Annotated in this window: 10 protein-coding genes; 6 read left to right on the top strand and 4 right to left on the bottom strand. The window is 61.8% G+C overall.

What is annotated here, in order from left to right:
* Positions 1-31: 31 nt before the first annotated feature.
* Genes ACXAGD_RS16165 through ACXAGD_RS16150 form a run of 4 tightly spaced genes read left to right on the top strand, consistent with a single transcriptional unit; the run spans position 32 to position 6,709 of the window.
* Positions 32-1,039 carry an AAA family ATPase gene (locus ACXAGD_RS16165; protein WP_475211922.1) on the top strand — a complete coding sequence of 336 codons (1,008 nt, stop codon included), beginning with the start codon at positions 32-34 and terminating at the stop codon, positions 1,037-1,039.
* Complete coding sequence (locus tag ACXAGD_RS16160) at positions 1,036-1,911, top strand: DUF58 domain-containing protein (protein WP_475211921.1); 876 nt, start codon at positions 1,036-1,038, stop codon at positions 1,909-1,911. The genes ACXAGD_RS16165 and ACXAGD_RS16160 overlap by 4 nt, the downstream gene beginning before the upstream one ends.
* Positions 1,908-4,670, top strand: a complete 2,763-nt coding sequence (locus ACXAGD_RS16155; RefSeq protein ID WP_475211920.1) for a DUF4159 domain-containing protein — start codon at positions 1,908-1,910, stop codon at positions 4,668-4,670. Before ACXAGD_RS16160 ends, ACXAGD_RS16155 begins: the two co-directional genes overlap by 4 nt.
* Positions 4,667-6,709 carry a hypothetical protein gene (locus tag ACXAGD_RS16150; protein WP_475211919.1) on the top strand — a complete coding sequence of 681 codons (2,043 nt, stop codon included), beginning with the start codon at positions 4,667-4,669 and terminating at the stop codon, positions 6,707-6,709. Before ACXAGD_RS16155 ends, ACXAGD_RS16150 begins: the two co-directional genes overlap by 4 nt.
* On the opposite strand, the gene ACXAGD_RS16145 is transcribed toward ACXAGD_RS16150, so the two are convergent.
* On the bottom strand, positions 6,710-7,555 hold the full coding sequence (locus ACXAGD_RS16145; RefSeq protein ID WP_475211918.1) for a 2-keto-4-pentenoate hydratase: 846 nt from the start codon (positions 7,553-7,555) through the stop codon (positions 6,710-6,712).
* Positions 7,556-7,671: 116 nt separating this feature from the next.
* Between ACXAGD_RS16145 and ACXAGD_RS16140 the strand changes: the two genes are divergently transcribed.
* Both ACXAGD_RS16140 and ACXAGD_RS16135 read left to right on the top strand, forming a co-directional pair.
* On the top strand, positions 7,672-9,870 hold the full coding sequence (locus ACXAGD_RS16140; RefSeq protein WP_475211917.1) for a response regulator: 2,199 nt from the start codon (positions 7,672-7,674) through the stop codon (positions 9,868-9,870).
* A 9-nt stretch (positions 9,871-9,879) separates the two neighbouring features.
* Positions 9,880-10,338 (top strand): VOC family protein, encoded by a 459-nt coding sequence (locus ACXAGD_RS16135; protein WP_475211916.1) that lies wholly within the window; start codon positions 9,880-9,882, stop codon positions 10,336-10,338.
* Here ACXAGD_RS16135 and yaaA read toward each other — a convergent pair.
* From yaaA to ACXAGD_RS16120, 3 genes are all read right to left on the bottom strand, one after another.
* Positions 10,329-11,099 carry a peroxide stress protein YaaA gene (yaaA, locus tag ACXAGD_RS16130; protein WP_475211915.1) on the bottom strand — a complete coding sequence of 257 codons (771 nt, stop codon included), beginning with the start codon at positions 11,097-11,099 and terminating at the stop codon, positions 10,329-10,331. The two genes, ACXAGD_RS16135 and yaaA, sit on opposite strands and share 10 nt — an antisense overlap.
* 33 nt (positions 11,100-11,132) lie before the next feature.
* On the bottom strand, positions 11,133-13,172 hold the full coding sequence (recQ, locus tag ACXAGD_RS16125; RefSeq protein WP_475211914.1) for a DNA helicase RecQ: 2,040 nt from the start codon (positions 13,170-13,172) through the stop codon (positions 11,133-11,135).
* Positions 13,173-13,250: 78 nt separating this feature from the next.
* Positions 13,251-13,538 carry a YggT family protein gene (locus tag ACXAGD_RS16120; protein WP_170329719.1) on the bottom strand — a complete coding sequence of 96 codons (288 nt, stop codon included), beginning with the start codon at positions 13,536-13,538 and terminating at the stop codon, positions 13,251-13,253.
* Positions 13,539-13,590: the final 52 nt, after the last annotated feature.

Raw genomic sequence — 13,590 nt, 5'->3', positions numbered from 1 at the left:
TCAATCATAATAGTCCACGGAAGGGAAAGTCATGACCGAACCTGTCGACCTCGTGTCCGAGATCGAAGCGCTGGAAAACAAGCTGCAAGAGGCCAAATCCTCGATCACCCGCCGCTTTATCGGGCAGGAAAGGGTTGTGGATCTGACCCTGACCGCTCTGTTGTGTGGTGGTCACGCATTGTTGATCGGTCTGCCGGGTCTGGGCAAGACGCGACTGGTCGAGACGCTTTCGACGGTGATGGGCCTGCATGGCAACCGTATCCAGTTCACGCCCGACCTGATGCCTGCCGATATTCTCGGGTCCGAGGTTCTGGACACCGCCGATGACGGCAGTCGCCATTTCCGGTTCATTTCCGGGCCGATCTTTTGTCAGTTGCTTATGGCGGATGAGATCAACCGTGCCAGCCCACGGACGCAGTCGGCGCTGTTGCAGGCGATGCAAGAACGCACCGTGACCGTGGCCGGTGAAGATCGTTCTCTGGGTGAGCCGTTCCATGTGTTGGCCACGCAGAACCCTATTGAACAGGAAGGCACCTATCCGCTGCCCGAGGCGCAACTGGACCGCTTTCTGGTGCAGATCGACGTGGACTATCCGGATCGCCAGACTGAGCGCGATATTCTGTTGGCGACCACGGGTGTCGAAGAAGACGACGCGCATGAGATTTTCACAAAAGAGGAACTGCTGGCTGCGCAACTGCTGTTGCGCCGAATGCCGGTGGGCGAGTCGGTTGTAGAATTGATCCTAGATCTGGTCCGTGCCTTCCGTCCCGATGAGGCGGGCGTGTCTGAACGTGTGGCCGAAACCGTCGCCTGGGGCCCCGGTCCCCGTGCGGCGCAGGCGCTGATGATGACGGTGCGGGCCCGGGCTATGCTGCAAGGGCGGTTGGCGCCAAATGCCGAAGACGTGCTGGACATGGCGCGCCCGGTGCTCAGCCACCGGATGGCGCTGAACTTTGCCGCACGTGCGCGTGGCGACAGCTTGTCCGAGCTGATCGAATCCACCGCTGCCGGTCTGATCCGTACCGAGGCCGCGGCGTGAATGCCGCGCTGACCCTTCGCGAAAGATCCGAGGCCGAGGCGTCCCGGCTGCCGCCACTGTTGGCACGGGCCGAACATCTGGCCGGAACCGTACTGTTGGGCGATCACGGGCGCAGACGTTCGGGCCTCGGCGATGATTTCTGGCAATACCGCCCGGCACAGATCGGCGACAGCCGCCGGATGATCGACCACAGGCGTTCGGCGCGTGGGGATCAGCAATTTGTGCGCGAACGGGAATGGCAGATCGCGCAATCGGTGATGCTGTGGGTGGATCAGGGCGCCTCAATGCGGTTTGCGTCCGACAAGTCTCTGCCTGCCAAAGCCGACCGTGCACGCCTTTTGGGCCTGTCTACGGCGATCCTGCTGGTGCGCGGCGGAGAACGGGTTGGCTTGACAGGTACGACCCTGCCGCCCCGGCGCGGCAATGCGCAGGTCATCCGTCTGGCAGAGGCGTGGTCCGAAGATTCCGACACCGACTACACCCCGCCCGAACACCGCGCCATGATCCCGCATGCCCGTGCCGTGTTCATTTCCGATTTCCTTGGCCCTCTGGATGAGGTCGAACTGGCGCTGACCAAAGCTGCCGACCGCGGCGTACGGGGCGTTTTGCTGCAGGTTCTGGATCCGGGCGAAGAGACCTTCCCTTATCGTGGCCGCACCATCTTTGAAAGCGTTGGTGGCTCGGTCCGGCACGAAACCCTTAAGGCCGGAGACCTGCGCGACCGCTATCTGGAACGCCTCGCCAAACGGAAGGACGCGCTGACGCAGCTGTGTCGTGCGACGGGCTGGCAGTTGGGTCTGCACCACACCGGTGACAGCGCGCAAGCGGCTCTGTTGTGGCTCTATCGGGCACTGGACGGGGGAACGCGATGACAGTTCTGGCGGGCATCGGCTTTTCCGCCCCATGGGTGCTGCTGGGTCTGCTGACCCTGCCGATCCTGTGGCTGATCCTGCGCGCGGTGCCGCCCGCACCGATCCGGCGGTTGTTCCCGGCGGTGACGTTGCTGCTGGGGCTGAAGGATGACGAGAGCGTTTCTGACCGCACCCCGTGGTGGCTGATGCTGCTGCGGATGCTGGCGGCGGCGGCGATCATCATCGGGTTGGCTGGTCCGGTCTTGAACCCCTCGCGGGATGAAACCGGGACGGGGCCGCTGTTGTTGGTGTTGGATGCCAGTTGGGCGGGGGCAACGCGGTGGTCTTCGACGCTGGATCAGATCGACGTGCAACTGTCCGAGGCCGGCCGGGCAGGGCGTACCGTGGCCATTCTGCGCCTGACCGAACCCGAAACGCCGGTTTTTCAGGCGGCCGAGGCATGGCGCGGACGCCTACCGGGCCTGACGCCGACCCCGTGGCAGCCCACCGAAACACAGATCGATCAGGCGCTGGCTGCGCTGGATCAACTGGATGGAGGCTTCGATACCCATTGGTTCAGCGACAGCCTGGCTTTTGAAGGCCATGACCGTGTTCTGGCGGCATTTCAGGCGCGTGGTGCTGTGACGGTGTATCAATCTGCAGCACCTGTAGTTGCAATCCTGCCCGCAGCCTATCAGGACGGTGTGATACAGTTGACCGCGCAACGCGCGTCGCCGGGGCCTGCCGACCGCATTACTGTGCTGGCACAGGGCCGCGATCCAGCGGGTGCTATGCGTGTTCTGCAATCGGCTGAGATGGAATTCCCCAGCGGTGAAACTCTGGCGCAGGTAGAATTGGCCCTGCCGTCCGAACTGCGCGCCCGTATCACTCGGTTCGAAATCCAAGGCCAACGCTCGGCCGGGGCTCTGACGCTGACTGATGACAGCCTGCGTCGGCGCGAGGTCGCTCTGATTGCCGGAACCTTGAACCGCGAGGGGCTGGAGTTGCTCTCGCCGCTGCACTACCTGACGCAGGTTTTGAAACCCACGGCGGATTTCGTCGAAGGTGGATTGCTTGAGGTTCTGCCCGCCAACCCGGATGTGATCGTTTTGGCTGATGTGGCGAAACCGTCCGATGGTGAAAAGGCCGCGCTGGTCGAATGGGTCGAGCAGGGCGGGCTGTTGCTGCGCTTTGCCGGTCCGCGCATGGCCGGCAGTGATTTGGGCCGCGACGCCGAGGACACATTGCTGCCGGTGCGTTTGCGCAGTGGTGGCCGATCAGTCGGCGGCGCGATGAGCTGGGGCGAGGCCAAGGGGCTGGCCGCATTCCCTGAAAACTCGCCCTTCTACGGATTGCAGGTGCCTGAAGATGTCACCGTCACGACACAGGTGATGGCACAACCAGACCCTAATCTAGCCGATCGGGTGATTGCATCGCTGTCGGACGGTACGCCTCTGGTCACACGCAAGGCGCTGGGGCTGGGGCAGGTGGTGCTGTTCCATGTGACAGCAGATGCGGAGTGGTCCAGCCTGCCCCTGTCTGGTCTGTTTGTCGAAATGCTGGATCGCCTTGCCGTGGCTTCGGCGGCGAAGTCCCGGCAGGAGGCTCAGCTGCAGGGCACTACATGGGAGCCAATTCAGGTCATGGACGGATTTGGCACCTTGGCGGACGCGGGCAATTTGGCGGGTGTGGGCGGGACCGAACTTGTGTCTGGAACGATCGGACCCGATTTGCAGCCGGGCCTGTATGAAAGTGGCAAGCAAAAGCTGGCGCTGAATGTTCTGTCCGAGGATGCGGTGCTAAGCCCGGTTGCCTGGCCTTCGGATGTGCCGATCAAAGGGCAGGAGGTGAACAACGAGACGCCCATTGGTGGCATCCTGCTCAGCCTTGCGTTGTTGCTACTGACGGTAGATGTGATTGCCTCGCTGGCCTTGTCTGGCCGCCTTGGTCTGGCCAAAGCAGCGGCAGTTGCACTGGGTGCGGTGCTGCTGGTGCCCGAGGCGCAGGCGCAGACACCCGAAGAGACTGATTTCGCCCTGAATGCCACGCAGGAACTGGTGCTGGCGCATGTGCTGACTGGCAATGCGCAGGTCGATGATGTGGCAGGCGCGGGGATGCGCGGGCTAGCGCAGACGCTGTTCTACCGCACTTCGGTTGAACCGGCGGAGCCCATCGGCGTGGATCTGGAACGCGATGAGCTGGCCTTTTTCCCGCTGCTCTACTGGCCGATAACGCCGGATCAGCCGCAGCCCTCGGTCGAGGCTTATGCCAAGCTCAACGCCTACCTGCGCTCGGGCGGGATGATCCTGTTCGATACGCGGGATGCGGATGTGGCGCGCTATGGTGCCGCCAGCCCCAATGGGCGCAAGTTGCAGCAACTGGCCAGACCGTTGAATATCCCCTCGTTAGAGCCTGTTCCGCGCGACCATGTGCTGACCCGTGCGTTCTATCTGCTGCAGGATTTCCCGGGTCGCTATACGGGCACTGAGGTCTGGGTTGAAGCGGCGCCGATGGATGCGGAGCAGATCGAAGGAATGCCTTTCCGCAACCTCAATGACAACGTGACCCCGGTGGTGATTGGGGGCAACGACTGGGCTTCGGCCTGGGCGGTGGACCGCAATGGGCAGGCGCTGTTGCCGGTGGGGCGTGGTTATGCCGGTGAGCGTCAGCGCGAGCTGGCCAATCGCTTTGGCGTCAATCTGGTGATGCATGTGCTGACCGGGAATTATAAATCCGATCAGGTCCACGTGCCTGCGCTTTTGGACAGGTTGGGACAATGACCGGAACCGTCATATTCGATCCACTGATTCCTTGGCCAGTTCTGGTCACCGTTGCCGCGATTGCGCTGGCGGGTGTCATTCTGGCCCTGTGGCGCGGTCTGTCCGGCTGGGCCTTGCGCGGACTGGCGGCTTTGGTGGTGATCGCCGCGCTGGCGGGGCCGGTTTATCAGGTCGAAGACCGCGCACCGCTGACCGACATCGTGTTGATGATCGAGGATGAAAGCGCCAGCCAGACCCTCTCGGACCGGGCTGAGCAGACCGCACAGGCGGCTGAAGAACTGGCCGCTGAGATCGAATCCCGTGACAATACCGAACTGCGCCGGATCAGGGTTGGTGACGGTAACGGCGACGAAGGCACGCAAGTGATGGCTGCGCTGAACGAGGCCCTGGCCGAGGAACCCCGCGCCCGGATCGCGGGTGTTTTGGTGGTGTCAGACGGCATCGTGCACGATGTCGATAAGGCGCCTGACCTGCCTGCCCCGATGCACCTGTTGCAGACCGGGCGCGACAGCGACTGGGATCGCCGCCTGATCGTCCGCAACGCTCCGGCCTTTGCAATCATTGGTGAGCCTGTAACCCTGACCCTACGCGTCGAAGACAGCGGCGCAGCGCCCGCCGGGGCTGTGACCGCTCCGCTTGAGCTGTCGGTAGACGGGGCCGAGCCCGAGCAATTGAGCATTCCCATCGGCATAGATGTTGAGCTGCCAATCACGCTGCCTCATGGCGGTCGCAACGTGATCCAGTTCACCGTGCCGCAAGCCGAGGGCGAGCTGACGGACCGCAATAATACCGCGCTGATCCAGATGAACGGCGTGCGCGACCGGTTGCGGGTGCTGCTGGTCTCGGGCGAGCCGCATCCCGGCGGACGGACCTGGCGCAATCTGCTGAAATCCGATAGCTCGGTCGATCTGGTGCATTTCACCATCCTGCGCCCACCCGAGAAACAGGACGGCGTGCCGGTGGATGAACTGTCTCTGATCGCCTTCCCAACGCGCGAGCTGTTTCTGGAAAAGATCAACGACTTTGATCTGATCATCTTTGACCGCTACAAGCGTCGCGGCATTCTGCCCGCGATCTATCTGGACAACGTCACCAACTACATCAACGAGGGCGGCGCGGTGCTGATTGCCGCCGGGCCGGATTTTGCCAGTGCTGACAGCATTTTCCGCTCACCGCTGGCGCCGATCTTGCCAGCGCAGCCCACTGCAAGGGTGATCGAGGAGCGCTTTGTGCCCATGGTCACCGATCTGGGCCATCGCCATCCGGTGACGACCAATCTGGGCGACTCCGAAGATTGGGGCGCGTGGCTGCGCCAGATCGATGTGAACCACCGCACAGGTGAGTTGCTGATGACCGGTGTGGATGACCGGCCATTGCTGGTGCTGGACCGTGTGGGCGAAGGGCGCGTGGCACTTTTGGCCTCGGACCACGCCTGGCTGTGGAGCCGGGGGTTCGAAGGTGGCGGTCCTCAGTTGGAATTGTTGCGGCGTTTGGCCCACTGGATGATGAAGGAGCCCGAGCTGGAGGAAGAAGCTCTATGGGCCGAGGCCAACGGGCAGGTCATGCGCATTATTCGCCAGACGCTGGAAGACGAAGTCGGGCCTGTGACCATCACCCTTCCCAACGGCGAAACGGTTGAGATCACGCTGGACGAAGTGTCTCCGGGCCGGTTCGAGGCGCTGTATTACGGTCCCGAAATCGGTCTGTATCGACTGCAGGAAGGTGAACAGATGGCGGTGATTGGGCTTGGCCCCGCTGCGCCAAAGGAATTTGAACGCACCATTGCCACCGGTGAGGTCCTGCAACCTGTGCTGGATGAGCTGCGCGGCGGCACCATGCGGTTGGAAGACGGCCTGCCGTCGATCCGCAATGTCCGCGCCGGTCGTCCGGCCTCGGGGCGGGGATGGATCGGCCTGACACCGCGCAACGCTTACGAAACGCGTGACGTCACACAGGCCGGGTTGCTGCCGCCGTGGTTGGTTCTGGTTCTGGCCGGAGGGTTCCTGCTGGCTGGCTGGCTTCGCGAGGGGCGGCGCTGATTATTCGAACACCACGCTGACTGTCGGGTCACCGGGCAAACCGGTGTAGGTGGCCGTTGCCCCGCCCTTGCCCTTGGCTGGCGGCAGAAGCGGCCCGAAAGACCCGACCGAGATCAGGTCGCCGGGCTGGAACATGATCCCTTTGGACATCAACCACAGGGCCGCATTTGCCGGGTGCCCCAGAACCGCCACGCCGGGGGCTTGTGCCAGAACCTCTCCGTCTGCAGCGCTGAGTGTGACGGTCATCTCCGCCAACGCTTGCGTCATAGCAGCGGGGTCGGAGACCGGGAGTTCGGACCCTAAGACGCCCAGTCTTGGTGCTACTCCGATTGCGGTTAGGGTTACCGGGGTAATCGGTTCGCCCTCTGCCAGCGTCAGATCGGGAAGTTCGATAAAGGGGCGGATGGCCGATATGTTTTCCAACACCTCCTCAGGGGTGCTCGCAGCATTGATCTCTGTATCGCCGACGACCAGCACGAGGTCGGCCTCAAAAACCGGGCGCGCGCCCCATTCGGAAGGAACACCGGCTCCGTCCTCCAGCATCATGTCGCGGAAAAGGACGCCCTGCACCGGCTCGGATGCACCGAACCGCTCTTGTGCGGGTGTGCTGGTCAGGCCCGCCTTATAGCCGATGACAGGACCCAAATGCGGCTCTAACACAGCAACAAGTTTGGCCTGCGTACACAGCGCGTCCTCCATACTTCCGTCTGGTACCAGAGCAGCTGTGGGCGACCCGTTCAGGTAGTCTTGCGCGAACCGATCAATCTGCGCATCCGTGGCGCAATCTGTCGCCGATGCGATAGAGGCAAGGAAACAAAGTGCCGTTGTAGCGAGAGAAATGCGCATTGCGGACCTCCGGTTTTAGAAACTCTGACATGGCGCGCGCGAGCTCAGCAACGGCTTAAACACTTTTTCACGCTCTGCCCGGATGCTGGTCGCGCATTGGTCAGGGATCACCACAGATGAGTCTTGCGAACAAACTGGCACAGGAACGGCGGGCGCGGCTGGCGGCCGAGCGTCTGCTGGCGATGAAACAGGCCGAGCTTTCGGCCGCCAATCGCAAGCTGGGGCTGCACGCGATGGCCCTGACCAAACGCATCGGTGAAACCCAGGCCGAGGTCGAAACCGTCCGGGATGAGAATGAAAAGGTCAAATCCGACCTGACCGAGGCCAATGCCAAGATCGAAGTGGCCGAGCGCCGGCTTTGGCACTCGATGCAGACTATTCAGGACGGCTTTGCGTTCTTTGACCACCAAGACCGGTTGCTCGGGGCTAATGCGACCTACTTCAGCCTGTTTGACGGATTGGATGAGGTAGAGCCCGGCATCACATATGCGCGTATCCTCGAGATCCTGACCGACGAGGGGCTGATCGATACAGCAGCGGAAGGGGCGGCGGATTGGCAGGCCAGAATGCTGCAGCGCTGGGCGCAACCGCATCCTGAGCCGGTGGTGATCAAGCTGTGGAATGGTGAATATTTCAAGATGATCGACCAGCGCGGCAATGGCGGCGATGTGGTCAGCCTGGGCCTGAACATCACCGCCTCGGTCCGGCATGAGGCCGAGTTAAACGCCGCCCGCGAACGGGCCGAGGCCGCGAACCGGGCCAAATCCGCCTTTCTGGCCAATATGAGCCATGAGATCAGGACGCCGATGAACGGCATCGTCGGGATGACCGAGCTGATGTCGGAAACCCCGCTGGACGAGGAACAGCGCCTGTATCTCAACACCATCCGCAATTCCGGCGAGGCGTTGCTGGTGATTATCAATGACGTGTTGGATTATTCCAAGATCGAGGCCGACAAGCTGATCCTGCACCCCGAACATTTCGATTTCGAACGCTGTATCCTTGAGGTCGCGATGCTGTTGCAGCCCAGCGTGCGCGACAAGGGACTGTCGCTGTTGGTCGACTATGACCTGTTCTTGCCGACCCTGTTTGTGGGCGATCCCGGTCGCGTGCGGCAGGTGCTGACCAATCTGGTGGGCAATGCCGTCAAGTTCACCTCGGACGGGCATGTGCTGATCCGTGTGACCGGGGTGCCGAATTCAGAGACTAAAACGTGTGATGTCCACGTCGCGATCGAGGATACCGGCATCGGGATCGATGCCGACAAGATTGGGCATATCTTTGGCGAGTTTAATCAGGTCGAGGACGAAAAGAACCGCGAATTCGAAGGCACCGGGCTGGGGCTGGCCATCACCAAACGTTTGGTGACGTTGATGGGCGGAACGGTCTGGGTGGAAAGCGAACCGGGGCAGGGATCGTGTTTCGGGTTCCGGGTCTCGCTGCCCACCGTCGAAGGTCCGCAACTCTTGCCACCCGACTTAGCGGATCGCCTGCGCCATGTGATCTTGGTCGAGGACCTGGCCGTGAACCGCGCCATTCTATCGAAACAGTTGGGGCGGCTGGGGTCTCGGGTCACCGTCTGCGCATCAGGGGGTGAGGCGCTGGCCGCCGTAGATGACAGTGTCGATCTGCTGCTGTGCGATCACGACCTGCCGGACATGGACGGGCTGGAGCTGGCGACCACTCTCAAGGACAGGGGGTGGGGTGATTTGCCGGTGGTAGTGATGTCGACCAATCCCGGTGTCATCCACGCAAACCCGGCGCACCATTTGATCGACGGGGTATTACAGAAACCCATCCCCCGGGCTGAACTGTATTCGCGCCTAACTACGCTGGGACAGACCTCTGCGGCGGAGCCTAAAGAGCCAGAAACCCCGCCCGCGCAGTCCGACGAACGCCAACGGCAGATGCGTGTGCTGGCGGCTGAGGACAACCGAACCAATCAGTTGATCCTGCAGAAGATGGTCAAGGATCTGAACATCGACCTGCAATTCGCAGGCAACGGGGTCGAGGCGGTGGACAAGCATCAGGACTTCGACCCGGACCTGATCTTCATGGATATCTCGATGCCCAAAATGGATGGTAAGCAAGCCACGGCGGAAATCCGGCGGCGCGAGATTGAAACGGGGCGGCATGTCCCGATCGTTGCCCTGACCGCGCATGCGATGGCCGGGGATGATCAAGGCATACTGTCAGCGGGGCTGGATCATTATCTGACCAAGCCGCTGCAGAAACGGAAAATCCACCAGATGATATTGGATCACCAGCCCGAGGAGGCGTTGCCCGTCATTGCCGAAGACACGACAGCCAGCTAGCGTACCCGCATGTCAGATCGAGGATTTCAGCCCCGTGGACTGGGCGAGATTGCCATTCGTTGCGCCGATATGGGCGCGATGGTCGAATTCTATGAGAACGTGATCGGGCTGGAGCGCCTGACCGGAGATCACAACAGCACCATCACCTTTTTTCGCATTGCCGAAGGGTTTGGTGGCCACACGCAGGTGCTGGCCCTGTTCCATCACAGGGCCGCCCCGCGCCCCGGGCTGCACCCAACCGGTGCCAATAGGCCTGCGACCGGAGCCGGGTCGTCACTGCACCATATCGCGCTGTCCCTACCGTTTGACGAGCAGGATGCCGTGATGCGCTGGTACGACGACATCGGCCAGCCCTACCGTGTTGAACAGTTCGGCTGGATCGGATGGCGCGGTATTTTCACCGAAGACCCCGAGGGCAATACGGTTGAACTGGTTGCCTATGACCCGTCGATGCTGGATCAGGCCTGATAGGGGCGCACAAAGACGGGCTTGTTGTCCTCTGACAGGTCGGGGCGGTATTCATAGCCGCCGGTGTCGAAATCCAGAAGGCCTTTTGGGTCGGTCAGACGGTGCTGGATGACGTACCGCGCCATTGCACCACGGGCTTTCTTGGCAAAGAAGCTGACAATCTTGGGGCTGCCTGCTTTGTCCTCCATGAAGACCGGCGTGATCACCCGCAGTTTCAGCGCCTTGGGGTCGACCGCGCCGAAATATTCCTGACTGGCGCAGTTTACCAGAACGTCCGAATCGATCTGATCGCCCTGCGTGTTCAAGGCCTTACTCAGTTGATCGCGCCAGTATTCATAAAGGTTCTTGCCGCGTCGGGTTTTCAGTTTGCTGCCCATCTCAAGCCGGTAGGGTTGAATGGCGTCCAAGGGGCGCAGTACTCCGTAAAGGCCGGACAGAATACGAAGATGATCCTGCGCCCAGGCCATTTCCTCAGCGTCCAAGGAGTCCGCTTCCAGCCCCTGATAGGTGTCGCCCGCAAAAGCCAACGCGGCGGGGCGGGTTACGCCGGCACCCGGAGCATCGGAAAAGGCGCGGTACCGGTCGCGGTTCAGACGCGCCAGATCATCGCTCAGGTCCATCAGCTTTTTCAGATCGCCCAGTGTCAGGTTGCGAGCGGTTTTCGACAGCCGGATCGCGTCGTCCTGAAAGTCGGGCTGCGTGACCTCAATGTCCCGCTCTGCCCAGTCCAGCCGCTTGGCCGGGGAAATCACTACCAGCATATCCGCCCTCGTTCCTTGCCTGTTCCGGAGTATTTAGCCCGCCTGTTGCAACACGTCCAGAAACGCGGCGCCAAACCTTTCGTGACGGCGATCGCCCAGAACCTGTTCCAAGCCACGCGGATCGTCAGGCCGCAATTGCGCCACTTTGGCCAGTTGCGAGGCCGAGCAGGTCAGAGGCTTGTCGATCCCGTCAGGACCGCGCGACAATTGCGATTGAACCTCAAGCAGCCGGTCATAAATCTCGCCCTGATCACGCCCGGCCAGTTTGCGGCGGGCGGGGTGGACGGTTTCGACGGCACCAGCGATCACTTCAAGGAAGGTATCGCCATAGCGTTCCAGCTTTTTAGCCCCGACGCCGCCGATGCGGGCCATATCGTCTAGAGTAACGGGGCGGTTTTCGGCCATTTCGATCAGGGTGCGATCGGGGAAGATGACATAGGCCGGCACCCGCGCGGACTCCGCCAAAGCGCGGCGTTTTGCCTTGAGAGCGCTCAGCAGCGGTGCGTCTTCCTCAGACACCATCATTTTGACGGCGGGGCGGCGGGTGGCCTTGCGGATCGTATCCTTGCGCAGGTTGATTTGCGCTTCACCTTTCAGGATTGGTTTGGCGGCTTCGGTCATGCGCAGGGCACCGTGGCGTTCGGGGTCGGGGCGGACCAGATCGTGGCCCATCATCTGCCGGAAGATTGCCTGCCACTGCGGGCGCGACCAATCCTTGCCGATGCCCCAGGTGGACAGGCTGTCATGACGTCGGGCGCGGATTTTGTCTGTCTCATTGCCCAGAAGAATATCGATCAGATGGCCCGCGCCGAACCATTCCTCGGTGCGCAGGATTGCCGAAAGAGCCATGCGAACCGGAGTGGTGCCGTCGAACACCTCGGGCGGGGTATCGCACAGATCGCATTTGCCACAGGGCTCTGCCTGTTCGCCGAAATAGCCCAACAAGGTCTGACGGCGACAGACCAGCGCCTCGGCCAGTCCAAGCAGAGCGTTCAGACGGGCGTGATCGGCCATGCGCCGTTCGGGCGGGGCCAACCCCTCGTCGATCTGCGACCGGCGCAGGCGGATGTCATCAGGTCCGAACAAGGTCAACGTTTCAGCCGGCCCGCCATCGCGGCCGGCGCGGCCGATTTCCTGATAATAGGCCTCGATGGATTTGGGCAGGTCCGCATGGGCGACCCAGCGAATATCGGGTTTGTCGATGCCCATGCCAAAAGCCACGGTGGCGACGACGATCAGACCATCTTCTTGGGCAAAGCGGGTTTCGACGATGCGGCGATCCTCGGGGTCCATGCCGCCGTGATAGTGGCAGGCGGTGTGGCCTTCGGCGCGCAGGGCTTGGGCCAGCACCTCGGTCTTGTTGCGGGTGCCGCAATAGACGATACCGGATTGGGTTTTACGGGCGGCGGCAAAGTCGAGGATCTGCTTGCGCGGCCCGTCCTTGGCGGCAAAGGCCAGATGGATGTTTGGTCGGTCGAAGCCTCGCAGAAACTTGCGGGGGGCGGTGCCGTCGAACAGTTTCTCGACGATCTCATCCTGCGTTTCCGCGTCCGCCGTGGCGGTGAAGGCCGCCAAGGGCACGTTGAGTGCACGCCGCAACTCTCCGATCCGCAGGTAATCAGGGCGGAAATCATGGCCCCATTGGCTGACGCAGTGGGCCTCGTCTACGGCGATCAGGCTGACATTGATCCGGCGCAGCATGCCCAACGCCGACCCGGCGGCCAGCCGTTCGGGGGCCATGTAGAGCAGTTTCAGCCGTCCGGCCTCCAACGCCTCCCACACGGCGTCGGTTTCTTCGGGGGTATTGCCCGAGGTCAGAGCACCTGCTTCGACACCGGCCTCTTGCAGCCCGCGCACCTGATCGCGCATCAGGGCGATCAGCGGGGAAATCACCACCGTCACCCCGTCACGCAGCAGGGCAGGTAGCTGAAAGCAAAGGGATTTACCACCGCCCGTCGGCATGATCGCCAGCACGTTTTCGCCTGCGGTCACAGCATCGACGATCTCTTCCTGACCGGGGCGGAAGTCATCGAATCCAAAGACATCTCGCAGCAAAGGCGCGGCGTCGAACATGTGCGGGGTTGCCCTGTTTTAAGGTTTATCTGCTCTTAAGACAGGACAATCACACACTAAGATTCGGTGAACAAGAGGTCAGACGAAATAGACCATATTGTTGATCAGGATGATCCGCAGCGCATAGACGCCGACCAGAACGACCAGAGGCGTCAGGTCCAGCCCGCCCATCGCAGGCAAAAACCTACGTATCGGGCCGTAGATCGGCTCGAGTATACGGTTCAGGCCGTACCAGATTTGCGCGACCAGCTGTTGATGTAGGTTGAGAACCTGAAAGTTAATCAACCAGCTCATGATCACATGGGCCAGGATGATGAACCAGACAATGTCCAGGATCAGCAGCAGAATTTGGATCAGCGACAGCATAGGGCCTCCGGAGTATTCGTCTGACGAGACCTAAGCGCCCCTGCCTCAAAGA

Source organism: Ruegeria sp. ABF4_144 (assembly GCF_056160045.1).
This window is presented reverse-complemented; position numbering and strand designations above follow the sequence as displayed.